Origin of the sequence: Microcoleus sp. PH2017_24_DOB_U_A (genome assembly GCF_020738205.1) — a bacterium.
Lineage (GTDB): Bacteria > Cyanobacteriota > Cyanobacteriia > Cyanobacteriales > Microcoleaceae > Microcoleus.
Map to the genome: position 1 here is coordinate 25,615 of NZ_JAEQCT010000030.1, position 25,530 is coordinate 51,144.

At 46.5% G+C, this 25,530-nt stretch carries 24 protein-coding genes; 10 read left to right on the top strand and 14 right to left on the bottom strand.

Going from position 1 to position 25,530, the window contains the following annotated elements; genetic code table 11:
- The first annotated feature begins 160 nt into the window (after positions 1-160).
- Entirely contained in the window at positions 161-2,362 is a 2,202-nt protein-coding gene (locus tag JGK07_RS08155; RefSeq protein ID WP_293223956.1) for a transglycosylase SLT domain-containing protein, read from the top strand.
- Positions 2,363-2,698: 336 nt separating this feature from the next.
- On the opposite strand, the gene JGK07_RS08160 is transcribed toward JGK07_RS08155, so the two are convergent.
- Positions 2,699-3,196 (bottom strand): pentapeptide repeat-containing protein, encoded by a 498-nt coding sequence (locus JGK07_RS08160; protein ID WP_293181516.1) that lies wholly within the window; start codon positions 3,194-3,196, stop codon positions 2,699-2,701.
- Positions 3,197-3,304: 108 nt separating this feature from the next.
- Between JGK07_RS08160 and JGK07_RS08165 the strand changes: the two genes are divergently transcribed.
- Positions 3,305-3,670 carry a phage holin family protein gene (locus JGK07_RS08165; protein ID WP_293205199.1) on the top strand — a complete coding sequence of 122 codons (366 nt, stop codon included), beginning with the start codon at positions 3,305-3,307 and terminating at the stop codon, positions 3,668-3,670.
- Between the two features lie 4 nt (positions 3,671-3,674).
- On the opposite strand, the gene JGK07_RS08170 is transcribed toward JGK07_RS08165, so the two are convergent.
- On the bottom strand, positions 3,675-4,508 hold the full coding sequence (locus JGK07_RS08170) for a cobalamin biosynthesis protein (protein ID WP_293223958.1): 834 nt from the start codon (positions 4,506-4,508) through the stop codon (positions 3,675-3,677).
- Between the two features lie 235 nt (positions 4,509-4,743).
- On the opposite strand from JGK07_RS08170, the gene JGK07_RS08175 reads away from it, so the two are divergent.
- Positions 4,744-5,109, top strand: coding sequence for a hypothetical protein (locus JGK07_RS08175; RefSeq protein ID WP_293181524.1), 366 nt, complete (start codon positions 4,744-4,746; stop codon positions 5,107-5,109).
- Between the two features lie 8 nt (positions 5,110-5,117).
- On the opposite strand, the gene JGK07_RS08180 is transcribed toward JGK07_RS08175, so the two are convergent.
- Positions 5,118-5,639 carry a GNAT family N-acetyltransferase gene (locus tag JGK07_RS08180; protein ID WP_293181527.1) on the bottom strand — a complete coding sequence of 174 codons (522 nt, stop codon included), beginning with the start codon at positions 5,637-5,639 and terminating at the stop codon, positions 5,118-5,120.
- A 282-nt stretch (positions 5,640-5,921) separates the two neighbouring features.
- Entirely contained in the window at positions 5,922-6,536 is a 615-nt protein-coding gene (locus tag JGK07_RS08185) for a TetR/AcrR family transcriptional regulator (protein WP_293181530.1), read from the bottom strand.
- A 487-nt stretch (positions 6,537-7,023) separates the two neighbouring features.
- Between JGK07_RS08185 and JGK07_RS08190 the strand changes: the two genes are divergently transcribed.
- The 3 genes from JGK07_RS08190 (at position 7,024) to JGK07_RS08200 (ending at position 11,892) form a co-directional block, all read left to right on the top strand.
- On the top strand, positions 7,024-8,619 hold the full coding sequence (locus tag JGK07_RS08190) for a pitrilysin family protein (protein WP_293181533.1): 1,596 nt from the start codon (positions 7,024-7,026) through the stop codon (positions 8,617-8,619).
- A 293-nt stretch (positions 8,620-8,912) separates the two neighbouring features.
- Positions 8,913-10,394, top strand: a complete 1,482-nt coding sequence (locus JGK07_RS08195; protein ID WP_293181536.1) for a pitrilysin family protein — start codon at positions 8,913-8,915, stop codon at positions 10,392-10,394.
- A gap of 247 nt (positions 10,395-10,641) precedes the next feature.
- Positions 10,642-11,892, top strand: a complete 1,251-nt coding sequence (locus JGK07_RS08200) for an SAM-dependent methyltransferase (RefSeq protein ID WP_293190179.1) — start codon at positions 10,642-10,644, stop codon at positions 11,890-11,892.
- Between the two features lie 193 nt (positions 11,893-12,085).
- Here the strand turns inward: JGK07_RS08200 and JGK07_RS08205 are convergent, their stop codons facing one another.
- From JGK07_RS08205 to JGK07_RS08215, 3 genes are all read right to left on the bottom strand, one after another.
- Positions 12,086-12,829, bottom strand: a complete 744-nt coding sequence (locus tag JGK07_RS08205) for a Uma2 family endonuclease (RefSeq protein ID WP_293190181.1) — start codon at positions 12,827-12,829, stop codon at positions 12,086-12,088.
- A 189-nt stretch (positions 12,830-13,018) separates the two neighbouring features.
- Entirely contained in the window at positions 13,019-14,410 is a 1,392-nt protein-coding gene (gene asnS / locus JGK07_RS08210; protein WP_293190183.1) for an asparagine--tRNA ligase, read from the bottom strand.
- Between the two features lie 106 nt (positions 14,411-14,516).
- Positions 14,517-14,882 (bottom strand): DUF2203 domain-containing protein, encoded by a 366-nt coding sequence (locus tag JGK07_RS08215; RefSeq protein WP_293181554.1) that lies wholly within the window; start codon positions 14,880-14,882, stop codon positions 14,517-14,519.
- Between the two features lie 114 nt (positions 14,883-14,996).
- Between JGK07_RS08215 and JGK07_RS08220 the strand changes: the two genes are divergently transcribed.
- Positions 14,997-15,272: a DUF6439 family protein gene (locus JGK07_RS08220; protein WP_293181557.1), complete on the top strand. Its 276-nt coding sequence runs from the start codon at positions 14,997-14,999 to the stop codon at positions 15,270-15,272.
- 239 nt (positions 15,273-15,511) lie between these two features.
- On the opposite strand, the gene JGK07_RS08225 is transcribed toward JGK07_RS08220, so the two are convergent.
- Together JGK07_RS08225 and JGK07_RS08230 are read right to left on the bottom strand one after the other, a co-directional pair.
- Complete coding sequence (locus JGK07_RS08225) at positions 15,512-16,003, bottom strand: anti-sigma regulatory factor (RefSeq protein ID WP_293205209.1); 492 nt, start codon at positions 16,001-16,003, stop codon at positions 15,512-15,514.
- Positions 16,004-16,198: 195 nt separating this feature from the next.
- Positions 16,199-16,438: a hypothetical protein gene (locus tag JGK07_RS08230; RefSeq protein ID WP_293181563.1), complete on the bottom strand. Its 240-nt coding sequence runs from the start codon at positions 16,436-16,438 to the stop codon at positions 16,199-16,201.
- Positions 16,439-16,699: 261 nt separating this feature from the next.
- Between JGK07_RS08230 and JGK07_RS08235 the strand changes: the two genes are divergently transcribed.
- Positions 16,700-17,590, top strand: a complete 891-nt coding sequence (locus JGK07_RS08235; protein WP_293181566.1) for an alpha/beta fold hydrolase — start codon at positions 16,700-16,702, stop codon at positions 17,588-17,590.
- A 447-nt stretch (positions 17,591-18,037) separates the two neighbouring features.
- Here the strand turns inward: JGK07_RS08235 and JGK07_RS08240 are convergent, their stop codons facing one another.
- The 3 genes from JGK07_RS08240 to JGK07_RS08250 form a co-directional block, all read right to left on the bottom strand.
- Positions 18,038-18,175, bottom strand: a complete 138-nt coding sequence (locus JGK07_RS08240) for a hypothetical protein (RefSeq protein WP_293147539.1) — start codon at positions 18,173-18,175, stop codon at positions 18,038-18,040.
- Positions 18,176-18,618: 443 nt separating this feature from the next.
- Positions 18,619-20,304: a transglutaminase domain-containing protein gene (locus tag JGK07_RS08245; protein WP_293196752.1), complete on the bottom strand. Its 1,686-nt coding sequence runs from the start codon at positions 20,302-20,304 to the stop codon at positions 18,619-18,621.
- Between the two features lie 47 nt (positions 20,305-20,351).
- The gene (locus JGK07_RS08250; protein ID WP_293181571.1) at positions 20,352-20,501 is read right to left on the bottom strand and encodes a hypothetical protein; all 150 of its coding nucleotides are present in this window, start codon (positions 20,499-20,501) and stop codon (positions 20,352-20,354) included.
- 230 nt (positions 20,502-20,731) lie between these two features.
- Here JGK07_RS08250 and JGK07_RS08255 point away from each other — a divergent pair, with 230 nt between their 5' ends.
- Together JGK07_RS08255 and JGK07_RS08260 are read left to right on the top strand one after the other, a co-directional pair.
- On the top strand, positions 20,732-21,595 hold the full coding sequence (locus JGK07_RS08255) for a DUF928 domain-containing protein (protein WP_293196753.1): 864 nt from the start codon (positions 20,732-20,734) through the stop codon (positions 21,593-21,595).
- A 471-nt stretch (positions 21,596-22,066) separates the two neighbouring features.
- Complete coding sequence (locus JGK07_RS08260; protein ID WP_293241599.1) at positions 22,067-24,070, top strand: ShlB/FhaC/HecB family hemolysin secretion/activation protein; 2,004 nt, start codon at positions 22,067-22,069, stop codon at positions 24,068-24,070.
- 159 nt (positions 24,071-24,229) lie between these two features.
- Here the strand turns inward: JGK07_RS08260 and JGK07_RS08265 are convergent, their stop codons facing one another.
- Positions 24,230-24,628: an alr0857 family protein gene (locus tag JGK07_RS08265; protein WP_293181580.1), complete on the bottom strand. Its 399-nt coding sequence runs from the start codon at positions 24,626-24,628 to the stop codon at positions 24,230-24,232.
- A 236-nt stretch (positions 24,629-24,864) separates the two neighbouring features.
- Complete coding sequence (locus tag JGK07_RS08270) at positions 24,865-25,380, bottom strand: HNH endonuclease (RefSeq protein ID WP_293241602.1); 516 nt, start codon at positions 25,378-25,380, stop codon at positions 24,865-24,867.
- Positions 25,381-25,530 lie beyond the last annotated feature (150 nt).

Below are 25,530 nucleotides of genomic sequence, written 5' to 3' on the forward strand. Positions count from 1 at the left end.
TTGATTGTACTTTGTCCTTGCTGGTTTGTCGTTTTTCCTTCGATCGAGTAAATAAATCTATCGCCTAAATTCTCCGCTACACATCTAAATAAATTCTGGTACGATATCAGCCAAGTCCGCTGGCGATCGATTTTCTATTGTTATTTTCTTAAATTTTCCCATGCTAAAGCGACGAAAAACCCGAGTTTCTGTTTTAATTGGCGTTTCAGTTTGCATAATGGCGATCGCCTCTGTGGTTGGTGCGGCGAAATGGATGGGTGTCGGCCCCTTCCAGAAGGCTCAGCGGCCTCGGGATGCAGCGAATTCCGCCTCTGAAGTCAAAATGTTGGTATCGCTGTCACCCAATGAGCGATCGGCAAAATTAGTCGAACTCGCGGGCGATCGATCTGAGAATTCAAACGACAAGCAGCAAATCTCCCCTCAAAGCCGCGCCCGCTACTTACTTGCCAGCGATTTAATCCAGCAAGGAAATGCCACCAAAGCATTAAAATTACTGGAAAATTTAGAGCAAGAATATCCAGTTTTAGCTGCTCAAATTGCCCTCAAACGCGCGCAAGCTTACGAATTGAGCGGCGACAAAGGCAAAGCACAAAAAGCTTGGGAAGAACTGCTTAAAAACTATTCTAGCGATCCAGTATCTGCCGAAGCATTATATGTTATAGGCAAGTCGAAACCAGAATATTGGAAGCAAGCAATTACTGAATTTCCCGCACATCCGCGCAGTGTAGAAATAGCCCGGAAGAAGTTAAAAGAAAATCCCAATCAGCCCGAGTTAATGCTGCTAGTAGCAAAGCACGGTCATTATGTCAAAGATTACGGTACATTATTAGAACAACTGGCGCAGCAAAACAGCGCCACTTTGAAACCCGAAGATTGGGAAGAAATTGCCTTTGGCTATTGGGAAAAACAGGATTACGGCAAAGGAGCGATTGCTTACGGAAAAGCTCCCCGCACCGCCAAAAATGTTTACCGCAAAGCTCGCGGTTTGTGGCTAGACGGTAAAATCCCGGAATCGAGAATTGCCTATCAAGAATTAGTGCGGGATTTCCCCAATGACGAAGATACTGGTATGGGTTTAATCCGGCTGTCACGGCTGAGCGAGCCCAAGGATGCGATCGTGTATCTCGATCGCGCGATCGGCAAATTCCCCGATCGTGCCCCCGAAGCTTTGCTAGATAAATCCAAACTTCTCGACAAAGCAGGTAGCGGTGAATCCGCCTCACAAACCCGCAAGTTGCTATTGACAAAATACAACAATTCTGATACAGCAGCCGAATTGCGTTGGGCGATCGCCCAACAGTATGCCAAAGGCGGAGATTTAAAATCAGCTTGGCAGTGGGCGAGGGAATTAACCACCCATAATCCCGACAGCGAACAAGCACCAGAAGCAGCATTTTGGGTCGGCAAATGGGCAAAGCAACTCGGCCGCGAACAGGATGCCAAGACATCCTTTGAGTACACCATTGTACGCTATCCAGAATCATATTTCGCATGGCGATCGGCAGTATTTCTCGGCTGGCCAGTAGGCGACTTTACCACAGTCCGAGACTTATCTCCCAAGGTAGTGCAACAGCCTCAGCGCCCCGAACCAACCGCCGGATCTCCTGCATTAAAAGAACTGTATCAATTAGGTCAAGATAGAGATGCTTGGACGTTGTGGCAAATAGAATTTACCAACCGCGTCGAACCAACTATAGCCGAACAGTTTACCGACGGTTTAATGCGAATTGGAGTCGGAGACAATTTAGACGGTTTGTGGATGGTGGGGAGTTTGCGCCAGCGCGACAAACCCGATGATAGAACCCAATACCAAGCACTCAGACAGCAGCCAGCTTATTGGCAAGCCCTTTATCCTTTTCCGTACTTAGAAAACATTACGAAATGGTCGCAAGAACGGAAAATAAATCCTGTTTTAGTGACAGCATTAATCCGGCAAGAATCGCGGTTTATGCCCGGAATTAAATCAGCAGTTGGCGCCACTGGTTTAATGCAGGTAATGCCTGAAACGGCTACTTGGGTAGCAGCAAAAATTAACCTCAAAAAGTATTCACTGGAGAATGTGGACGACAATATTAAACTCGGAACTTGGTATTTGGATCATACTCACGACGAGTACAAGAATAATTCGATGTTAGCTGTGGCGAGTTACAATGCAGGGCCGAATGCGGTAGCAGATTGGTTGAAGAGGTTTAGTTTTAGCGATCCGGATGCTTTTGCGGAAAAGATTCCGTTTCCTGAAACGAAAGGATATGTGAAATCGGTGTTTGAGAATTACTGGAATTATCTGCGGATTTACAATCCAGAAGTTAATCAGTTGATGACTGAACATTATCAGGCTGCTCAGAAAAAAGCCAAGCCTTAATAAATCTGTTTTGAGCTGTCAGGAACAGGCTTTCCTGCCTGTTCCACAATCACATTAATTTTGTCTGTTTATTACTTGTGGGGAGGGCTTCTAGCCCGCCCGGAACAAGCTTTCCCCAGAGTGGTTTTATTATCATAAAAATAGGTACGTAGTTGGGCTTCAGCCCTCTTTAGGCGTATATATTAAACAGGGCTAAAGCCCAACAACGTACCTTCTGTATAAAAATAGGTACGTAGTTGGGCTTCAGCCCTCTTTAGGCGTATATATTAAACAGGGCTAAAGCCCAACTACGTACCTTCTGTTCCACAAATTGAAATAATGGGATTATAAAATAAATCAACGACATCCCAAGGAATCGCGAGTGGAAATCCCAGTTTGAGAATTAATTCCGCTGGCTTTACTGCACAATTCTTTAACTTGTGCGCCATCCATAATTGCATCAGTAAAATCAGCACCAGTAATATCAGCTTCATCAAAAGTAGAACGCAACAAAATTGTTTCGACTAAAATGGCATCGCTTAAATCAGCCTTAGTAAATTTAATTTGATCTATCATGGCATTAGTTAAATTTGCGCCGTGTAAATTCGCCTGAGTCATCACCGAAGCGCTCATGATTGCTCCCCGCAAATCGGCATTAGAAAAATTAGTTAAGTCCATATTAGCGTTAGAAAACTCAGCGGCGCGCAGTGTTTGGCCAGAAAAATCGCGTCTGGTCAGTTCGGCATTGCTAAAGGACAGCGGCGGTGGGTAATATTTAGATTGAGCTTGGGCTGCGCGCGGCAGGATGAAGATGGTTAGCGCCAATAGGAATGCTGCTAGTTGCCGGAGTTTCATAAATCTGATGTGGTCGCAAGGTGGGTATTTGGTAGTGTATCCCGAACTTTGGTCGATCGCCTAAACAGCTACAATCTTAATTAATAGTGATGGAGATGAAAAAAAGATATGCTAAGTTTTTTCTTAACTTGGATAGTAGCGGCCGTTTCGCTGGTGATTACCGCTAACATTGTACCAGGTATTGCGGTGACGAGCTTTCCGGCGGCGATGCTGGCTGCTGTAGTTATCGGATTTGTAAACGCGGTTGTCAGGCCGATTATTACATTGCTGACGCTGCCTTTCAGCATTCTGACTTTAGGTTTGTTTTTGTTTGTGGTGAATGCGATTTCGCTTTCCTTGGCTTCGTGGTTGGCTGGTGCTTTCAGTATCGGTTTTGCGATTAACGGTTTTTGGCCTGCTTTGTTCGGTTCAATTGTGTTGTCGTTGGTTTCTGGGCTGATTGGCCGATTTGTGAATACCGGTGTCGAGCAGTAAGATATTATCCTGGATAGTCGATCGGGCAAACTGCAACGGCTACAGTTACCGCAGAACCCCCCCTAACCCCCCCTTGTAAAGGGAGGGGATTTTTAGTGGAAAATATTTTTTTTGGCACTAAAAGCCTGTTATGGGCGGGCAGGATGCCCACCCCACAAGCAGAATATTCACTCTTTGTGGAACAGGCATCTTGCCTGTTGCTAATAATTGTGGAACAGGCATCTTGCCTGTTGCTGATAATTGTGTAATCTGTTGGTTCGATCGCGCAAAGTGCACTGGCTTCTGCTACGCTGGGCGTTCCGACTTCTTTCGCTGCAACATCTGAAGGATTGGGGACTTCAACGGAACTTAAAACATCAGCCGCAAAGGTTTTTAACGGCCAATTTCGCGATCGACAAAGTTCCAGCAAGCCGATTTCGCCTGCTTTAGTGTCTATTGTAGCAATACCTGCGATCGCACTTTCCGCTAAATGATAACTGCGACAGACACTTTGAATCGCAGTTTCGATTAATTCTCGCGAAGTTCGGGCCTTGCAACCTATCCCTACCCACAACACTCTCGGATGCCACTGAACCTTCGGCAAAACAGATTCCGGCGCAAATCTTCTCTGAGTAAAACTAATCCAAATTCGCCCTTTGATAGGTGATATATTTTCCCCATCCCAATACAAACAATGTTTTTCCGGCAGACTGTTTCGCCACAAAGTCGAACCAACTTCTTGAATTACTTCTACAGTTTCCCCTCTCTGCATCGCAGCCGCCACTCCCGTCCAGTCGCCTGTCCCGCGATTCCAACTCCTGGGAATATCTAGCCTATCTAACCTAAATTCATCGCTCATTATGCAATTATATATATTCCAATACGGTTCACTTAAGATGGTCATTGCGAGGAACGAAGCAATCGCAATGTATATTTTTCATGAGTTTTCCCTGTTGTCATCTCTTAAGTTAACCGTATTGATATATATTCCGTAGTTTCACTGACACTGCAATCTTAAAATTTTTTTAACACTCTTTGTTGATTTTTTTTGTATAATCACCTTAGCACAAACTGCAAACAATTAAACATTTAATATGGTAGAACTGAACCAATTACTGTTAGAGTTTGAAAGCAACCTCGCATGGGAAGCAGTGACGCAAGAATGGAAAGAACGTCGCGACAGTTGGGTGAGCGACGTGCAAGCAGCAGTCGATCCGTCACAGTTAGCAAAATTTCTAGTTGAATTGGAATCAGACATCGAGTGGGAAGCGGTGCAAAATCAATGGAAACGGCGCCGGGAAAGTTGGGTAGAAGAATGTCAAGCAGCATCGACTCTTGAAGAAGTATCAAGTTTATTGCTGGAACTAGAAAGCAATACAACTTGGGAAGCATTTATTGATGAATGGCAGGAAAATCGGGATAATTGGGCACGGCAAATGTACGAGTTTAACGATGAGTAATAATTTACTCAATCAAAATCTATTTTCATAGTCAATGATGTCCCGGCTGTGCGGTTAATTATCTCGCTTCCCTCAATTACTTTAAATCCCGATCGCTCGTACAAATTCAGGGCCCGATTTGAGCTTCTGACACTCAGGGATACCGCTGGATAAGATGCTTTGGCTGCTGGCAACAAATGAGCCAGCAATTGAGTTCCTACACCCTGATTTGTGTATTCTGGAAGAACCGCGATCGCCAATTCCGGGATAGTATCGTCAATCCAGCCAAATCCCTTGTCATCCCCTGGAAATAAACGCAGCCACGCCGCTCCTACTGGCTGGCTGCTGTTCAATTCAATTGCTAGGAAGCCCATATCGCCTGCACGTCCCCAATGCTTGACATATTTCGCAATTAAAGGATGATTCACAACAGCTTCCACCGTTGATTCACCTTCTTCTGCCATGTGCGCCGCTTCGTACAGCATTTGCCACAAAAAAGGCTCGTCTTCCTGCGTTAGCGGCCTAATAGAATAGTCTAAGATTTTTTCCATAAGGTAGAAGAAAGTTAGGCAAAGGATTCGCTCGACGGATTTAACAAATGCGTGGAAGAATAAAGAAGGAAAAAAACCGAACTACTAATGACCAATGATTAATGACGTTCGCGAGCGGGGACGATCGCGCTAATAACGTTCGCGAGCGGGGACGATCGCGCTAATGACGTTCGCGAGCGGGGACGATCGCGCTAATGACAACTGACAACTGACAACTGACAACTGACAACTAACCACTAACCACTAACCACTAACCACTAACAACTAACCACTGCCAACTGACTAATCCTTAACTAAAACCCCATTCAGAAAAATCTCTGCCAATCCTTCCGCCATTTCCTGCATTTCCTGCGGGGAAGCATTCGGCTCCATAATTGTATTCTGACTGAAACCGGCGACGGCAAACATTCCCAAAAATACTTGAGCGACAATTTTTGGATTCATCTTCCGATAAACTCCTTTTTCCATCGCCGTTTCAAAAAAAGCCTCAGCCACAATACTCATTTTTCCGATGACTTCCAACTGAATTTTGTCGCGCAAATCGGGATGAAACTGCGCCTCCAAAAAACATACCCGCATCATATCGCTATTCTCGCGGATATTTAGCATCCGCCTCCGCATCACTTGAGCCACTGCTTTGTAACTACCCATCTCGCTCAATTCCGTCAGCAAATCTGTCAGCAACTCCACCCATCCTTCCGTCGCCACCTCAACCAAAATCGCTTTTTTATTATCAAAATGCCGAAATAGCGTACCCTCCGCCACCCCCGCCGCCGCTGCTAAATCCCGAGTTGTCGTACCGTCGTATCCGCTGCGGGCAAATAACCGCTGAGCTGCTTGTAAAATTCGTTTCTTGGTTTCTGTTTCTGAAGGAGGAGACTGATTAAAAATTCGCATGGCTTTGGAATGGGTAATTGGCGATTTAAGTAGAAGGAAGAAGGAAGAAGAAAGAAGGAAGAAGGAGGAAGACATACACAGCAAGCTTTTAAGCGAGCCGTATTTTACGTTTGATTAGGTTCATGCACTTGGAACTGCGGGTTTGGGGCGGGCGGGCGAAATAATGTTAAGTTTTAAGTAGTGCGCGACTTTAATCTTAAACTGGAAGTGGCGCAACAGATCGCTTATGCCCCCAAAAATCTTTATGCTTAAAAAGCATCTCTTGTTATTCGGCATAAACTTCTTGCCGTTTGACAATCCAAAATCCAAAATCTAAAATCTAAAATCGAATGACCCTTTTTGAGATTTGCTGTATCAGCCTAACATCTGTGGCGCAACAGATCGCTTATGCCTCAAAAAATCTTTATCCTTAAACAAGAATCTCTTGTATTCGGCACAAACCTCAGGTTTGACAATCCAAAATCTAAAATCTAAAATCTAAAATCGAATGATCCCGCAGTTCCAAAAACCACGCGCGGCGAAGCGATCCCTTAGGGAATCGCCCAAACCCAAAACTCGATTCATTGCCTCCCTACTCGCCGCTGTGCTGCTGTGGTGGGGAATTTCCCCCGAAATCGCCCTCGCTCGCGAGAACCCCGCTAGCGGCTCGCAATTAGTGTCTGTGCAACCGTCGCTCGATCGCGTAATCAAGCAAGTCACCGAATTTAAGCTCGACAATGGCATGACATTCGTGGTGCTCGAAAGGCCCAGATCCCCGGTAGCATCGTTTCTGATTCACGCCGACGTGGGAGGCGCCAACGAACCAGAGGGTCAAACTGGAGTCGCCCACTACCTGGAACATTTAGCTTTTAAAGGTACGCCCAAAATCGGCACAACCGACTACAAAGCCGAAAAGCCGCTGCTAGAAAAACAAGATAAACTCTTCGAGCAAATGCAAGCAGCGAAGGCGATCGGCAAAACTGAAGAAATCGCCAAATTCAAAGCAGAATTTGACAAGGTTGAATCCGAAGCTTTGCAATTTGTCAAGCGCAATGAATTCGGTAAAATTGTCGAACAAGCAGGCGGAGTTGGACTAAATGCCGCTACTTCTATCGACTCGACTATGTATTTTTACAGTCTCCCCGCTAACAAGTTAGAGCTGTGGATGTCGCTAGAATCCGAGCGTTTTTTAGAGCCTGTTTTTCGGGAATTTTACAAGGAAAAACAGGTAATTTTAGAAGAACGGAGGCTGCGAACTGAGAATTCGGCGATCGGGCAAATGGTCGAAGTTTTTGCTGACAAAGCTTTCTCTGTTCATCCTTACCGTCGCCCGGTGATTGGCTACACTGAAGATATTAAGAACCTCACCCGCAGCCAGGTGCAGAATTTTTTCGATAGTCACTATATCCCCAGCAAGCTGACTGTGGCGGTGGTAGGAGACGTTAAAGCTGCGGAGGTGAAGCGTCTTGCTCAAATTTATTTCGGCCGCTACAAGGCGAAACCAGCACCTCCTGAATTGCAAATTGTGGAGCCTCCGCAAACACAAACGAAGGAAGTGACGCTGAAGTTAAAAACTCAACCTTGGTATTTGGAAGGATACCACAGGCCGGCGATGAATCATCCTGACAATGCGGTTTATGAAATCATTGGTTCTTTACTCAGCAGCGGCCGCACTTCTCGGCTTTATAAGTCTTTGGTTGAACAACAGCAATTGGCGCTAGCTGCTCAAGGTTTTAGCGGTTATCCGGGGGAAAAGTACCCGAATTTGATGCTGTTTTACGCTCAAACTGCTCCGGGTAAGACGGTTGATGAGGTGGCGGTGGCTTTGAGTAAGGAAATCGATCGCCTAAAAACTGATCCGGTGTCTGCTTTGGAGTTGGAACGGGTGAAGACTCAGGCGAGGGCTGGTTTATTGCGATCGCTCAATTCTAATATGGGCATGGCATTTTCGCTGCTGGACTATCAAGTGAAAACTGGTTCGTGGAAAAATCTGTTTAAGCAATTGGATGCGATCGCTGCTGTTGCTCCCGCTGACATTCAGCGAGTAGCCAAGGCAACTTTCCGCCCGGAAAATCGCACGATTGGCAAGCTTTTGTCGCTGTAAGAAGAGGGAAGAAGGAAGAGGGAAGAAGGAAGAAGGAAGAGGGCATTGGTGTCAACTTAAGCTGAAACCTAGTGCCGATATTCTGTCTGGCGATTAGGTCTAGATCCCCCCTAGCCCCCCTTAAGAAGGGGGGGGGACAGGAGTATTCTCAAAGTCCCCCTTTTTAAGGGGGATTTAGGGGGATCTGGCCTCGGACAAAAGCGAGATTTACTGGTTTCCATGCTCTGCCTGGGAACGCATATCCCGAGGCTCTGCCTCGTCCAATGGTCAATAGATGAAAATTAGGAGCAATAATGAAAAGGACTAGATTGAGACTGAAAAAAGTGAAGTTATTTCTGCTGGCACTTTGCTTTTTTACTGTTTCACTTGGCACGTTTAATTTGTTACCTTCCCTAGCGGCTGGGCCGAAGCACTACGATGAATTAAAATTCCCGTCGGTGCCAGAAATCAAACTGCCTAAATACACTCGGTTCGAGCTAAAAAATGGCATCCGCGTGTATCTGATGGAAGATAGAGAACTCCCGTTAGTTGGGGGAACGGCGCTATTTCGCACGGGCGATCGTTTTGAACCTGCTGATAAAATTGGATTGGGAGGTTTGACGGGAGAAGTGATGCGAACTGGTGGCACGAGTCGCCATACGGCTGATGAATTAAATCAGTTGCTAGAACAGCGGGCAGCTTCTGTAGAAACGGGGATTGATGTTGCTTCTGGGAACGCTAATTTTAGTGCTTTAGCTGAAGATGTGGAACCTGTATTTGACTTGTTTGCTGAAGTGATTCGGGAGCCAATTTTTGCTAAGGAAAAGTTGGATTTAGCTAAGAATCAAGAGCAAGGTGGCATCGCCCGTCGCAACGACGATCCTAACGATATTACGGGCCGCGAGTTTCAAAAGTTGATTTATGGCGATCGCAGTCCCTACGCGCGCACAGCAGAATACAAGACTATTGCCAATATTTCCCGCGACGATTTGGTGGGTTTCTACCAGAAGTATTTCCACCCGAAGAATATGATTTTGGGTATTTCTGGCGATTTTGATACGGCTAAAATGCGATCGCTCGTGGAGCAAAAATTCGGCAACTGGGTACCGACTAAAAGTGCAGAAATGCCTGCGCTACCAGCGGTAACGCCGGCGAATCAAGGCGGCATATTTTTGGTAAATCAACCGCAATTGAGTCAAAGTTACGTGCAGATGGGGCATTTGGGCGGGATGTTGAACAGCCCAGATTACGGTGCTTTGGACGTGATGAATGGGGTTATGAACGGTTTTGGCGGGCGTTTGTTCAATAATGTGCGATCGCGCCAAGGCTTAGCCTACAGTGTTTACGCGGCTTGGAGTCCGAGATTTGACTATCCAGGGACGTTTGTGGCTGGAGGCCAAACGCGATCGGACGCGACAGTACCGTTTATCAAAGCAATCCGCGCTGAGATCGATCGAATCCGCACCGAACCAATTACCGCCGAAGAATTAGCTTTTGCTAAAGATTCCACCCTCAATTCTTTCATCTTCAAATTTGAAAATCCCAGTCAAACATTGTCGCGACTAATGCGCTACGAATACTACGGTTATCCCGAAGATTTCATTTTTCGGTACCGCCGCAGCGTCGAAGCAGCCACAATTGCCGACGTGCAGCGTGTAGCTAAGACTTACTTGAAACCGGAGAATTTGGTAACATTAGTAGTGGGAAATACTGCGGGAATTCAACCGCCGTTATCGAGCTTAGGAACTTCTGTAAAAGTGCAATCTGTTGATATCACCATTCCGTCGGCGACTTAATATACCTCTTGCAAAAGTCAAATTTACCCCCCTTAGTCCCCCCTCCCGCGGGGGGGAAACAAGAATAATCTTGCTCCCTCCCCTTAATAAGGGGAGGGTTGGGGTGGGGTGCGTTGGATTTTTGCAAGAGTTCTAATCGATGATTCGTGTGACGCACCAGACTATTGTGTGGTGCGTCACTGCGAGATTGTGGATCTAATTTGTAAATTTTCGATGGCAACGCACGCTACCGCTACTAAATAATATAATGAATATCAACACGCAAGAGCAATTCGAGTTAATTCTAGGTTCTAGTATAGAAAATCAAGAATTTATCAGATTAACTTTAGGAAAATATCGAGGAAAAGAAGACGGCTTAACTAAAATCATTGTGAGAAGCGTACAATTAAAATCCAGCATAAAACTTTCTTTTACCTATAGCTACAAAACTAAGGAAATAGTAAAAAATTACCTAATTGCAGAGGGAATAAATTTAATCAAAACCCTGACGGGAAGTGAATTTATGAGTATTAGATTATTCTCGCTGACGCAGGATGTCCAACTTGAATATGGCAAAGATAAAAAACCAAAACTTAAATTTATTAAGCCTACTTTCACCAATCCTGTTGATACGGTTCCGCAGGAACACGATCGCAATAAAAAACGGTATATTCAATCAGAAAACAATTTATATCTCACAGCATTAGGTATTACCAACAGTCAAGGTAATATCGTAAAAACAATGGAAGATAAGTTTAGACAGATAAATAAGTTTGTAGAAATTATAAATAGCTTAATTGAATCATCAGGATTGGCAGCGAAAAGTCATATCTCTGTAGTTGACATGGGTTCAGGCAAAGGATACTTAACATTCGCAATCTATGATTTTCTGAACAATATTTTAGACAAAGAAGCATCAGTTATTGGTATAGAAAGCAGAATCCATTTAGTGGATTTTTGTAACTCTGTCGCCCAATCAGTTGAGTTTAAAAATTTACATTTCAAACAAGGCAATATCAGTAACTATAGCGCAGAAAAATCAGACATAACCATCGCACTTCATGCGTGTGATACTGCAACAGATGATGCAATTTATAAAGGGATACAATCTGATTCTTCTTTGATTATCCTAGCACCATGCTGTCACAAGCAAGTTAGGAAACAAATTCATCCGAATATGGTTTTGAAGGATCTGCTGAAGTCTGGCATTTTGCTAGAGAGGCAATCGGAAATAGTGACTGATGGATTAAGAGCGCTTTTACTTGAATTGTCTGGCTACAAAACCAAGGTTTTTGAGTTTATAGCGGCTGAACATACGAGTAAGAATATAATGATTGTGGGAATCAAAAGCAATCAGAGTATCAACAAGGAGCAGATTCTTGGACAAATCCAAGAAATTAAAAAACTTTATGGAATAAAGTTTCACTATTTAGAAACTTTACTATTTCCCGATCTCTTTCTTTCCCCCGATCTAGCTACTATAATTAATACTGAGTCGGTAGGCGATCGGGCTATATAGCAATCCTAAATCATTTGTGAATTTCTTACTCCCTCCCCGCGGGTTCGAGGAGGGTTGGGGAGGGGTAAAAATTTTACGACTCCTGCAAGGATTGCTATAATACCAATTTGAACCCGATCGCATTCAAGCAGTAAGGCTGGGTTTGAAGCGCCGTAGGGTCAATTTGGATTGAGTAGCGGCCCGATCGCCCGATTCATGTCAGCCGATCGGGATCGACACCCAACTCCCGCAACTTTGCCGCCAATACCTCCGCCCGCTGGCGTTCCTGTTGGGCCAGCAGGCGTTCCTGTTGGGCCTGTTCCGAACTCCACAGCAGCAAATTTCCAGCTTCATCCCACCAGCGCAGCCAATTCATAGTTTGTCCCAAACGTTCCCCCCGCCAAATCCCCAGCCATAAATCTAACTCTGGAATCCGCACCCGTCCCTGTGCATCAGCAGCCTGCTTTTCATAGCGCCCATTTTGCAGATAGCGCACTTCCAGCTTGGGCTCGTAGGGGTCGTAGGTAACATAGGTAGGCACTTGCAGAATCTGCTCGTAGAAGTAGAGCTTGCCGTAGGGAGGAGTCGATCGCACAGACAATTCGCCGTAATCTTCATTAGACAAAAACTCCATCACCACCGATATCGGCGCACCCTCCAGATTCGGCGTGTAGCTGCGGCGAATCGTCCCCTCAGCAACTGGATGCACTTGTGGCACGTAAAACCAATCGGGTGCTTTAACTACAGTTTTCTGATTGATAGTCGCTACCAGTCCAAAATTGGAACCAATTAGGGCGAGTCCAATAAGTCCGGCGGCCCCCAGAGCATCGGTGAGAGAGGCAGCAAGGGGCGGTTGTTGAATATTTTCCACAGGATCGTCCGGTAAAATAAAGTCGGCTGGTAGGGCTTCCCAGGTGACAGTTGGTGCTTTGGAACTCGACGGAATTTGAAGAACCATGAGCCTATACCATGTTAGATTTTAGATTTGAGATGGGAAAAGAAGACGCTCGCGGTTGAAACCGCGTCTATACAGACCAAACCCGAGCTCAGAGGGGTTAAATAACGCGCTGTGAAGATTATGTTATTGTCTTCAGTCCGCGGAGGCGGACTTTGTTTTTGTAGGCGCGGTTTCAACCGCCGTCTGCATCTAAAAATCAATAGTCAAAGGTGCTCTCGGAAACGGAATTACATCCCGAATATTCCCCATCCCAGTCATAAACTGCACCAACCGTTCAAACCCCAAACCAAAGCCAGCGTGAGGTACAGTACCGTAGCGGCGCAAATCCAAATACCACCACAACTCCTCCTTATTCATACCCTGCGCGTCCATGCGCCGCTCCAACACATCGAGCCGTTCTTCCCGCTGCGAACCGCCGATAATTTCCCCAATATTCGGAGCCAAAACATCCATCGCTCGCACCGTTTTCTCGTCCTCATTTAAGCGCATATAAAATGCTTTAATCCCGACGGGATAATCGCTGACAATAGTCGGCTTTTTAAACAAGTCCTCAGCCAAATAGCGCTCGTGTTCCGATTGCAAATCTAAGCCCCAGCTTACCGGAAAATCAAACTTTTTGTCAGCTTTTTCCAAAAGTGCGATCGCCTCCGTGTAAGTAATTCGCTCAAACTGATTGTTAATAATATTTTCAGCAGTCGCCAAAACAGTCTTATCAATCCGCTCGTTGAAAAACTCCATATCCTCCGGACAATGCTCCAAAACAAAGTTAAAAATGTACTTTAAAAACGCCTCAGCCAAATCCATATTACCCTGCAAATCGCAGAAAGCCATCTCCGGTTCAATCATCCAAAACTCAGCTAAATGCCGCGAAGTATTGGAATTCTCCGCTCGGAAAGTCGGGCCAAAAGTGTAAACATTACCGAAAGCCATTGCCATAACTTCCGCTTCCAACTGGCCGCTAACTGTTAAATAGGCGCGCTTCCCAAAAAAGTCTTTCGCATAATCAACTTCTTGCGAATCAGTACGCGGCACATTCTTTAAATCGAAGTTAGTAACGGCGAACATTTCCCCCGCACCTTCGCAGTCGCTAGCAGCCAAAATCGGAGTGTGAACCCACAAAAAACCGCGCTCTTGAAAAAATTGGTGTACCGCCGCCGAACAAGCATTGCGGACTCGAAAAACAGCGCCGTGGGTGTTTGTGCGCGGCCGCAAATGGGCGATTGTCCGCAAAAATTCCAAGGAATGGCGCTTTTTCTGGAGCGGATAAGTTTGCGGGTCTGCTTCGCCGTAAACTTGTACTTGTGAAGCTTTCAACTCAATTCGCTGTCCCTTCGCGGGAGATGCCACCAGCACTCCTGAAACTTCTACAGATGCACCTGTATTGATTTGTTTGAGTATATTTTCAAAGTCGGGCAAATCAGCATTAATGACTACTTGCAAGTTAGCCATCGCCGAACCATCGTTGACTTCGACAAAGGCAAATTCTTTTAACTCGCGTTTAGTACGAACCCAGCCTTGAATGGTTACAGTTTCGTCTGGTTCGCCGGCGCGCAAAATTGCTGCAATTCGTTGATTTGTCATATCCAATCCTGTTTATTTAATATTTTGCACCATAATTCTCTCTTTTCTCTTCCTCTGCGCCCTCTGCGCCCTCTGCGGTAAAAAAAATCATAACTCCTAACATAATTCAACCGACATAGGATTTCAAAATCCAACCGAGCAAAATACCGAGTCCCCCAAAGCGAACCGCTTGCCAAAAAGGTTGTTTTATGCTTCCCCAAGAAAACAGGCTGCTTTCTAAATTTAACTCGATCGTTTCCAGTTCTTGTTCAATTTCCCGCAATTCTTTCTTGAGTTGCGGTAATGGGTTTTGGCGCAGAGACTGGCGGACATCTTCTCGCCGGTTGCCGAGTTCGGCTTGGCGCTGGCGATCGCACTGAATCTGAGTGTAACGCTCTTTGACTGCTGCGAGCGATCGCTCCACTGCTGCGATCGCCTGCACAAACTCATTTTCTGAATCTTCCCGATTTAACTCTGACGGCTGTTGAGGCATTTCGATCTGCAAACCCGACAATACTGAAAAAAACAATTCCCAATTAACTTGTTATTATATGCAGTATATTTTTTCAATTCAGAAACCGCAGCCAAATAGCTATAATTGCCATCTATGCTTGAAACTACACAAACAACCCAAACTGTCAACCTCAACGAGCTGAGCACAGTAGAACTGGCTCAAGCCCTCGCAGCCCGCCTCGCCATTTCCGAAAGAGATTGGCACCGCCTCAAAGCCAACCGTTCCGCCCGGGCCGGAGAGCAAGCCGCGGCCGCTTTGGTCTTTTTGCTGAAAAATCAGCCCGAAGAAGCTCTGCCGCGCTTAAACCAAGCAGCAGGATGGCTGGATCGATCGATCTGTGCACCTCCGTGCCCGACTCACGGCAAATAATTTTGACTCTTGAGTTAAATATTTGACTAGAGTCCAAAACTCAAAGAATCGCGCTGCTCGATCGAGCAGCGCGATTGCGAGCTAAAAAAGATTTATACTTTTCTCACTCAAAACTCACATTTTGCATTATCATCTACTATCAATAGCCTGATACTCAAAATTCTCCATCCTCGGTTCAGCGAGGAAACGAAAAAAAATGCAGGTCGAGCTGATCTGAAAAACGTCGCCAAATATCAGTTCTAGCGCAAGCGAGGCAGCCGGTAGCGACTGGGAAGTTCTTTGCACAGCCGTAACTCTGTGCCTTGAGAATTCCACTCAACCCGATCGAATATTTGGTAAAGGATAAACAGCCCCCTACCACATTCTTGTTCAACATGGGGGAATGCAGAATTATCTGCAACATCCTCTGCTATGAGACTGTCGCAAGTATCGGTATAAAGGTCGCAACCGCAAGGTGCTTTAAAGCCACAACCTTCGTCTGATATCACCCACCAATATTCGTTTTGGACGATCGAAAAACGGACTCCAACAGTTTTACTGGGGTCTAACTTGTTTCCATGCTTAGCTGCATTTACCAAAGCTTCTTGAAGCCCCAACCGTAATTCCGCTTGCCAGTGATGCGGAATCTCTGCTAGGAGCAGATCCAAAATAGGACAAAGGTATAGGGTAGAAGCGAAGCTAATCGTAATCCAATTGCGTCCGACGACCGGACGGGGTGAGATAGCAATCACTCAGAAAACTCCCTAACTTTCAGGTGGATAAAGTTCACACCCTGCATAGTTGGCTCCCTAGTATTCAAAATACTCATTAATTGAGCGGCGCAGCTCTATTTCTATCTTAGAGTATCAAAGCCGTTAAGAAAAGCAAAGAACATCACAAAATATTCTGCGATTCTCAGAAACTTTTGCCAAGAACTCCCAGTAATTTTACTTATAACTTCTACCCGCATCCTGATTTTTGAGGTCGGCTTTTGCTAGGGCACTGAAGCTGAACCCGCTGCATCCCAAGCCGTCAACAGCTCGCTTACCAAACGATCCCCACCTTGAAAAGATCGGAAATCCGTCCAAAAAAGTCGATCCCTTGACTCCTAGCCAATGGGGATCGACTCCCACCACCACAGCTTGGGCCCGATCGCCTAGATCTCCTACTTGTACCAAAGATCGCAAGGATCTTACCTAGGTGTGTTGCAGTCGAAACCAGATATATTTCCAAAATGCCGATCGAATACTGAAAATCCGACTGCTGCGACCTTTACCAAATCAATATTTGTTACAAAACTTATTGATTATGAGTGCGATCGCCCGAACTAGCCCAACTCGACCAACTTGACGTATCCCTTACTGGCAAAACCCCAGCGCGTTGGCAAAACTTTATAAATCTGAACCTCACGATACAATAGTTAAAGTAAATACTTATTTCTTTACATTATGCAAACAACCCCAGCCATCACTGCAACCCCCATTCCAGGCACATACTGGCAATGGCGGGGCCATTCAGTATACTATGTGCGGTCGAGCGATCGACATCTCGAACGCCCTCCCCTGCTGTTAATTCACGGTTTTGGAGCATCCACAGACCACTGGCGCAAAAATATCAGCGGGCTGAGCAAAGAATTTGAAGTGTGGGCGATCGACCTGATCGGATTCGGGCGATCGGCAAAACCCGAAATCCAGTACAGCGGCGAGCTCTGGCGCGACCAACTCCACGACTTCATCACCAACGTCATCGGCCGGCCCGCCGTACTAGCCGGGAACTCCCTCGGAGGCTACGCCGCCTTGTGCGTAGCAGCCCAGCGTCCCGAATCAGCCACCGGACTCATCTTAATCAACAGCGCCGGCCCCTTCAGCGAACCTCAGCCCGCACCCGAAGCCCCGCCCTTGCAAAAAGCCATATCTACCGTAGCTAAAACCTTATTCCAGCAAGATTGGGCAAGTTTTCTGCTGTTCCAATACGTACGAGGGCGATCGACAATTCGGAAAACCCTACAAAAAGTTTATCTCGACCAAAGCGCCGTCACAGACCAATTAGTAGAAGAAATTTACCAACCCTCGTGCGATCGGGGTGCACCCAAAGTATTCGCCTCCGTCTTCCGAACACCCCAAGGTGAAAAAATCGACGTATTGTTGAGTCAATTAAATTGCCCGCTGCTAATGCTGTGGGGAGAGGGCGATCCGTGGATGAATTCTACCAACAGAAGCGCCAAATTCCGCGAACATTATCCGCAGTTGACAGAACACTTTATCAAAGCCGGTCACTGTCCCCACGACGAAGTACCAGAAGAGGTAAACGAACTGATTCGCGCGTGGATAATTGACTAGGGCATAGGGCATGGGGCATAGGGCATAGGGCATAGGGCATGAGTTACTGGTTATTGGTTATTAGAACGAACAACTAACAAGAAACATAGGACAAATCAGCTCCGAGGCATTTAAATTGCACGTCCGAATAAAGTTAAACTTTTGTGGGGCGGGCATCTTGCCCGCCCTAAAGATACAATTTAAATGCACAACCAATAACCAATAACCAATAACCAATAACCAATAACCAATAACCAACAACCAATAACCAATGACTTCAAGTGTGTTGATTGTGGCGCGGGTGTCCCGCCCGTGAATCCTACTAAATCAAATAGGTTTGTAGTGAGGACTTCAGTCCGCATCAATTTCTGCGGACTAAAGTCCTCACTACAAACCTCTAAAGGCGACCTATTTGGGTTGCCTTGTTTACTATCATGAAAAATGCAATTTGTCAACAGCAAATAGCGACTATTTTTTACGCTTGGCGTTATCTAAGCGCCTGCGATCGCGCCATTCAACTGCTGTCAAATAAGCGACCCCGCCAGTCACTGTCAGCAACAGCACAAAGGCTACCAAAACCAGCAAATTAGCAATCGAAAATTCCACAACCCCTCCTGCTTGCCTTATACTTGAGATTTAGACTTGAGATTATGTGCGATCGCACAACCCCAATAAAATTAGTTTGTAGCAAGGAATGGAAATCTTCATCAAACTCTGCGGACTAAAGTCCTCACTACAAACCTGATAACGGTTATTGTACCGGACGTGTTTTGAATTGGGTGAGAGGGAGACTTGGAGAGTCCGAGAGGGGGAGATGAGAAAAATCTTCCCGGAAGCATCTCAGTTTTGATTTTATAGTGCGACCACTTCAAGAACTCGCGATCTACGATCTATCTAACACTCGCGAGCGGGGACGCTCGCACTGTAAAGAAATTGCTTTTTTACAAAAGTGAGATACTCCGAGTCTTCCCTCTGTCAACTATCAACTGCCAACTGCCAACAGTCAACAGTCAACAGTCAACAGTCAACAGTCAACAGTCAACTCTTCCTTAAAACAACTCTTCCAAAATTGTAAACCGGACATGATTAATGGCCAGACTTCCCACGGAAACATCCTCCTTCTTCAAAGGCAGACCCCCGCTGGTGAGACTTTGGAAGCGAATTCCCTTGCCAATTTCCACGTGATACCAAGCTAAACCCATAAAAAACCGCAAAGGATAAGGGCCTCTGTCTTGAATGTCATCAGGATTAGATTCCATCGGCACCCAGCCAAAACCTGGAATGTAAAACTCCAGCCAAACGTGATTGAAATCGGGTTCCAGCGGCAAACCTTTTCTGTCAGCAAAAGCCGGACACTTATAACGCCCAATTGTGCGACAAGCAATTCCGTTCAACCTTGCCAAAGCCAACAACAACCCCACATACTCGCCGCAAGAACCGACGCCGCGACGCAGTACAATATCGGGAGTGTCAATGTGAGGTCTAATCCCGTAAGAAAGTTGGTCGTAAACAAAATTGCGAATGCTCAGTAACTTCCTCAGAATATTAGTTTCTGTGCCAATGGAGGCCACCGCAGCCGATCGCACAATCTCCGTATCCATCGCCAAATTATCATTGTCCACCAAATACTTCGCTGCAAACTCCGGCGATAGTTGCGGTATCTTTTCTACATTCCGAGGTGACAACTGATACTTAATCGATCGCACTTCTAACAACGCCTTCCAGCCAAAAACTCGCCGTTCCCCCTTCTGGAGGCGATCGAACTTAAACACCGCCACCCGTTCCCCTTCCTGAATTTCCTCAGTAAAAGGCATCCCAATCGGCGTAATTTTCCTGACCTTTTGTCGGTGAGTGTCCGAAGGTAAAGCAATCCGCCACTCCAAATTATCGATTTCTACCTCATCCAGGGGAGAAAGTTCCTCCACATAGGACATTTCCATCAAAAAACCATTTGACAGAGCGAAGCGTTCGGCTTCATTGTAGTGAAAAGATAAAGGGTGAACAAAAGTGCGATCGCGCTTCGTCAACTGAAAAGGATCTTCCGAATTCGGATCGTCCCGAATATAAAGTTCATCCCCGGCATAAGCCACATACAGAACCTCTTCGCCCGTCTGGGAATCTTTGTGAAAAGCCAAACCCGAAGGCCATTCAAAGGGAGTCAAAACGCTAAATTTAATCTCCCCAGTTGCCCGTTCCAAACAGTAAACAGTTTGCTCAGTCTTGTCGCAAACCCAGAGTTCCTCATCCCGGACAGTGATATTTTCTATCCCAATACCGGGAGCATAAAACCGAGTAATTTCCCGACCAGTTTTTACATCAAAAACCAGAATATAGCCCAATCTCTGGCAAGTCACATACAGCGTAGATTTCCAAACTGCAATCCCGTCAGCGGGATAAGAAAGGGAAACAAAATGTTCCGGTTTGAGTTCAGCGATTGCCCCATCCCGAATTGCGCCCGGACAGCAACAAATATCCTCATCTCGCGAAAACCAGAGAGTATCTTCCCAAATCGCCAGCCCGGTTGCGCCTGCAAACTTAGCCGTTTGATGAGGATTCAAAACAGTAGTGTTGTCAGTTTCTCGATCGATCTCCAATAGTAGCCCTTCGGTGCGATCGACCGCGAATAACCTATTTCCTAAAAAAGTAATGCCGTGCAGCGCCAAGACCCCGATCGGTCTTACCATCCGCAGCCCCGAAGGCTGTTTGTCCGAGAGAACAGGTGAATCGAGATTCATGCTAAATTTTTTTGCCGCTATTGTATTGTACAGAAAACTTAATTTGCTCACTTGTAGCCGATCGCTTTAGGCTCATCAGCAAAATTGCCGAGGTTCCTGATATCCTGAACTGACGCATCAACCGGTTTTTTTACGAAAAGACGCTTTTTAGCCTGCGATCGCAGTAAAAAAACCGGAATATTAGTCTTTCTGAACATTGGCTTTGACAAGCTCAACCCAACCTGCTGTCGTGCAGGCAAGTAAGTATAACTACCAAGCTACCACTGAAAAACGCGACACAGAATTCCATCTTGCTCAGAAGGGCCAAACTAATCGTATCTGTTGGAAGATATAAATTAAGTACAACAGATTACTAGATCAGTCAAAACCTTGGGTAGAATAAAATCGTGTGTTTAAGTTCCTAGGTTCATTAGAAGGCAGGTTCGTCATGGCTTGGAAGTCTGCTCTAAACATCGGTGCTCTTTCCTTAATTCTGTCTCTAGAGGGAGTTGCCGTTGGTAGTTTAATACCAGCTCTTGCTCTCAACAGCCCCGGTAACAATGTCCGCCGCCCCTCACAACCGCAGCTACCACTCAACTGGCAAACAGTTCAACCCCCGGAACTAACTGGAAGCAGACCGAACAACCAGCAATTGGGAGGCACGTGGAATAACTTTCAACCGCCGGAGCAGGGAGTACCCGGAAGACGGGAAGGGGGAGGAACCCGCGGCTTAGAATGCACTGCCACAAATGCCTTAACTGCCTTGATTCCCCAATCAACTATGGGGCAAACAATATCAGCAAAGCCGACATTTTTCTACTACGTTCCCGTAGCCATCGACAAAACAGTTCAGTTTGAGTTAGCAGACGAAAGCGACAAAACGGTATACAAAAAAAGTTTTCGGATGGTAACGAGCCGTCCTGGTATCGTTAGCATCAACCTCGGCTCCGACGGCAACTCGCCAGCCCTGGAAGTTGGCAAAAACTATCAATGGTACTTTACTATCAAATGCAACCCAAAAAACTATAGAGATGAGGTTCTCGTTTCGGGGTGGATAAACCGCATCGCAGTGGCCCCAACCTTGAAAACAGAGTTGGATCGATCGCCCGAGGGTCGCGCCAAGCTGAGCATCTTCGGCAAACAAGGTCTCTGGTACGAGTACCTGGCAGCTCTAGCTCAATTGCGCGTGGAGTCTCCCAGCGATGCCAGTTTAGCGTTCGAGTGGTCAGAAGTGTTGAGTGCAGTCGAACTCGGCAAAATTGCCCGAGAACCATTAATCCCCAGTCAGTTAACACCCATCGCCAAAAAATAATTCGACTTGTGCAGCAAGTACCAAAAACCCGTGGCGATCGCGCGCGGTATTTGGCAGCGCCACAGATGATTTTTGCCTGTCTCGGGTTTTTTGGTCGATCGTCCTCAATAAATTAAAATTTTTGCGCTGACCAGCATAAGGATTCGCTAGGAGGATCTGGGAGGTTGCAACTGGGCATTTTTATTGAAGCGACTGCACTTCAGATGCTACTAGAGTCCCGATCCTCGCGACTAAATCCCCCAATCCCCCAAATCTAAAATCTAAAATCTAAAATCTAAAAGATCGATCGACTTCGATAGCAAAATTGAGATGCTCCCAGTCCCCTTGTCTCTGGAAAGCCGGACTATTGAAAATTTTATGTTCAAATTGCGCCCAATACTAAATGGTAAACTTGCATAGTCAAGCAGCAAGCAAAATTATTTTACAAAAATATTAATTATGCGCCCGAGAGCAAATATTGCAATATTTCGGTTGGGGATTTCACTTCTAACTGCGCTCCCCATTGCTTGCTTTGATGCCCATCAAGCTATATCCCAAACGGACGATATTTCTCAGTTGCCCGCCGCCGCTGACAACTTAGCAGATCCGGCCAACGGAGTATTAGCACTGCAAAAACTCGAAATCAAGCAGGATGAAACTGCAACTAACTTCAATCAACTGCCGGATTTTGCCGAAAACAACCCTCTTGACAACCAGGCCGATCGCTGTTCCACAATTAATGAAACTGGTTGTGATGCCCACCCGGAACCCGAAGCACAAAATCTAGTTGACAGCGAACCGATATTCCCTAACCAGCTACATAGCAATGTTTTAGCCCAAAACCCACAAAATACCCCTCCAAACCTGCCCCCGCCACCGACTCAGCCAGATCCAAATCGCGATCGATTTTTGCAACCGGCCCCGCAGCCTTCCCCAGAACCTCCTCAAATACCGCAACCAGTTGCGCCGGAGCGCCCGTCCCCAGTTCCCCTGCCGCTCCCGAATCAGGTAATTCAGGTGCAGAAAATTCAAGTAGTTGGCAGCACAATTTTAAGCCAAGACGAAATTAATGCCTTAGTCAAGCCGTTAGAGGGCCGTTCTACCACGCTAGAACAGCTCAAACAAATCGCCGACAAAATTACCGAAATTTACCTCAATCGTGGCTACATCACTTCGAGAGCCGTCTTGCCGCCCCAAACTATCACCGCAGGGGTAGTCAAAATTCAAGTTATCGAAGGCAAGCTGACTCGAATTGAGGTAGAAGGAGCTAAAAGATTGCATCCAAGTTACATCCGCAGCCGGATTCGACTCGGTGCCCGAATGCCTTTAAGTACAGCTTCATTAGAAAACCAACTCCGGCTGCTGCGAGTCGATCCTTTATTTGACAATGTAGAAGCCAGCCTGCGGGCTGGGGATAACGAAGGAGAGAGCATTCTGATCGTCAGAGTTACGGAAGCTAATCCATTTCAATCTAGTTTCAGCATTGACAATTATTCGCCTCCCAGCGTCGGTTCTGAAAGATTGGGTGTTAGTTTGCGGCACCGCAATCTCACAGGAAATGGCGATGAACTTGCGGGTGCTTATTATCGATCGCTCGGCGATTCAGATGTCTTCGATTTCAGCTATCGCTTGCCGCTAAATGCGATGAACGGCACGTTGCAATTGAGGACAGCGCCGAACCGCAACAGTATAGTACAAGAACCTTTTGATGCTTTTGACATTTCGGGAAAATCGCATTTATTTGAAGTTAGTTACCGCCAGCCGCTGCGGAGAACGCCGATCGAAGAATTTGCCCTATCTGCCGGTCTTACTTATCAGAAAGGCAGAACTTTTGTCGCCGGTGTACCGACTCCATTTGGCTCGGGCCCTGACTCCAATGGTGTCACGACTACGACTGCGATCAAGCTGGGACAGGACTACATTCGGCGGGATCCCCAGGGTGCTTGGGCTTTGCGATCGCAATTTACGATCGGCACAAGCTTGTTTGATGCTACTCAAAATGAAGGTTCTGTCCCTGACGGACAATTTTTGAGTTGGCTGGGTCAAGTGCAGCGAGTACAGCGATTAAATGATAAACATTTATTAATTTTGCAGTCAGACTTACAACTTTCTGCTAATAGTTTGTTACCTTCGCAGCAATTTGTAATTGGCGGCGGGCAATCTCTGCGCGGCTACCGCCAAAATGTGCGTTCTGGCGATAACGGCTTCCGACTGTCGATCGAGGATCGGATTACTTTGCAGCGGGATGCTTCGGGAAATCCCAAACTTCAATTAGCTCCTTTTTTGGATGCGGGTACGGTGTGGAACGCTCCCAATAATCCTAATAAATTAACCAATCAGACATTTTTAGCAGGTATGGGTTTGGGGGTAATCTGGGAACCGATACGGCGGGTGAACTTGCGTGTAGATTATGCTTTTCCTTTGGTGAGAATTACCGATAAAGGCAACAACCTGCAAGATAATGGCATTTACTTCAACATCATTTACACGCCTTAACGAGAGTGGGGGATGGAGAAAGCATCTGATTGCAAAAAGCATTTTTTTTACAGCAGTGCGAGCGTCCCCGCTCGCGTATTTTATCACTCGCGAGCGGGGACAGCACTGCTATCAAAGCTGGCGCCGAGATGCTCCCTGCCGAACTTTCTCGATCGGATCTTAATCGCCGACTTCCCCGACAACCTCGGCAGCAGCCTGAGTTTCGAGCCAGAGTCCGAGCAACAACCGCTCCGCCCGATCGCTCAAAACCGTCGCAAACACCCCATCAGCGCCTTCAGATGCCCCTCCAATCCACGTACCGCGCAGGGTCACTTCGACAAAATCAGCATCAGCAACACAAAGAGCGATCGAATCGGTATCATCTCGGCGGGCCTCAGATTCCAACAGAGACAGCGCCGGCAAATTCGCGGGCAGCAAAAATGCCGCAGTGCTCGGTTCGACGCTGATGCTTTGACCAACTCGCATAGCCAGCACAACTCGCAGCGCCACTAACTGTTCGGGAGATTGAGCCAAACGCTCTAGGTTAAAGCCCGTTTCAGTGTAAGTCAACTTCAGCATATTGACAGCCTTAAATTTGGAATTGAAAATTGAAAATTGGGAATTGGGAATTGGGCATTGGGAATCGGGAATTGGGAATCGGGAATTGGGAATTGGGAATTGGGAATTGGGAATTGGGAATTGGGAATTGGGAATTGGTCAAATAGGGAATTGGTTATTAGAAAAACCACTAACTATTACCCATGCCCCATGCCCCATGCCCTATTCCCCATGCCCCATTCCCCATGCCCCATTCCCTATTCCCCAATTTGGTATTCGTGCCAAAACATTTCGGCAAAAGCAACAGTGGGGTGAATGGGAGCCTTCGGCTTGGTTCGCAGAGACATTCCAGCTTCTATGGGAGTTCTGTCGCCCTTACGAGAGTTGCACCGTTCGCAAGCCGTCACTACGTTGTCCCAAGTATGCGGCCCGCCCTTCGATCGAGGCATCACGTGATCCAGCGTCAAATGCCTGTTGTTGCCACAGTATTGGCAAGCATGGGCATCTCGGCGCAACACTTCCCGGCGATTGACCGGTGGTACTTTCCAAACACGCTCCCTGTTGCCAAAAGTTAAGCGGATTTGTTCGGGTACGTGGATGCTGGTGCTGGGCGATCGCACTAGATAGCCATTGCCGATGCTAAAATCCAGAGGTTCAGCCTTGCCTGTTACCAAAAGTACGATCGCCCGTTTGATGTTGACACGGCTCATCGGTAGGTAATTTTGAGAAAATACCACAACAGATTGCCTCAATACATCAGTTACTACGGTCACGGCTTGCTCCTCCTCATTTGGATTTTAGATTTGAGATTTTAGATTTGAGATTGGTTGAGTCGAGGGGGGATATTATTCCCCGCCCCTCTCAGTTAGAACCGGACGTGCGATTTTCACCGCATCCGGCTCCCGATGTTCTTGGCTTACGCC

Excerpts from the sequence above, each read along its gene's own strand:
- JGK07_RS08155 (WP_293223956.1), top strand. The coding sequence starts at position 161 with ATGCTAAAGCGACGAAAAACCCGAGTTTCTGTTTTAATTGGCGTTTCA.
- JGK07_RS08160 (WP_293181516.1), bottom strand. The coding sequence starts at position 3,196 with ATGAAACTCCGGCAACTAGCAGCATTCCTATTGGCGCTAACCATCTTC.
- JGK07_RS08165 (WP_293205199.1), top strand. The coding sequence starts at position 3,305 with ATGCTAAGTTTTTTCTTAACTTGGATAGTAGCGGCCGTTTCGCTGGTG.
- JGK07_RS08170 (WP_293223958.1), bottom strand. The coding sequence starts at position 4,508 with ATGAGCGATGAATTTAGGTTAGATAGGCTAGATATTCCCAGGAGTTGG.
- JGK07_RS08175 (WP_293181524.1), top strand. The coding sequence starts at position 4,744 with ATGGTAGAACTGAACCAATTACTGTTAGAGTTTGAAAGCAACCTCGCA.
- JGK07_RS08180 (WP_293181527.1), bottom strand. The coding sequence starts at position 5,639 with ATGGAAAAAATCTTAGACTATTCTATTAGGCCGCTAACGCAGGAAGAC.
- JGK07_RS08185 (WP_293181530.1), bottom strand. The coding sequence starts at position 6,536 with ATGCGAATTTTTAATCAGTCTCCTCCTTCAGAAACAGAAACCAAGAAA.
- JGK07_RS08190 (WP_293181533.1), top strand. The coding sequence starts at position 7,024 with ATGATCCCGCAGTTCCAAAAACCACGCGCGGCGAAGCGATCCCTTAGG.
- JGK07_RS08195 (WP_293181536.1), top strand. The coding sequence starts at position 8,913 with ATGAAAAGGACTAGATTGAGACTGAAAAAAGTGAAGTTATTTCTGCTG.
- JGK07_RS08200 (WP_293190179.1), top strand. The coding sequence starts at position 10,642 with ATGAATATCAACACGCAAGAGCAATTCGAGTTAATTCTAGGTTCTAGT.
- JGK07_RS08205 (WP_293190181.1), bottom strand. The coding sequence starts at position 12,829 with ATGGTTCTTCAAATTCCGTCGAGTTCCAAAGCACCAACTGTCACCTGG.
- asnS (WP_293190183.1), bottom strand. The coding sequence starts at position 14,410 with ATGACAAATCAACGAATTGCAGCAATTTTGCGCGCCGGCGAACCAGAC.
- JGK07_RS08215 (WP_293181554.1), bottom strand. The coding sequence starts at position 14,882 with ATGCCTCAACAGCCGTCAGAGTTAAATCGGGAAGATTCAGAAAATGAG.
- JGK07_RS08220 (WP_293181557.1), top strand. The coding sequence starts at position 14,997 with ATGCTTGAAACTACACAAACAACCCAAACTGTCAACCTCAACGAGCTG.
- JGK07_RS08235 (WP_293181566.1), top strand. The coding sequence starts at position 16,700 with ATGCAAACAACCCCAGCCATCACTGCAACCCCCATTCCAGGCACATAC.
- JGK07_RS08245 (WP_293196752.1), bottom strand. The coding sequence starts at position 20,304 with ATGAATCTCGATTCACCTGTTCTCTCGGACAAACAGCCTTCGGGGCTG.
- JGK07_RS08250 (WP_293181571.1), bottom strand. The coding sequence starts at position 20,501 with ATGTTCAGAAAGACTAATATTCCGGTTTTTTTACTGCGATCGCAGGCT.
- JGK07_RS08255 (WP_293196753.1), top strand. The coding sequence starts at position 20,732 with ATGGCTTGGAAGTCTGCTCTAAACATCGGTGCTCTTTCCTTAATTCTG.
- JGK07_RS08265 (WP_293181580.1), bottom strand. The coding sequence starts at position 24,628 with ATGCTGAAGTTGACTTACACTGAAACGGGCTTTAACCTAGAGCGTTTG.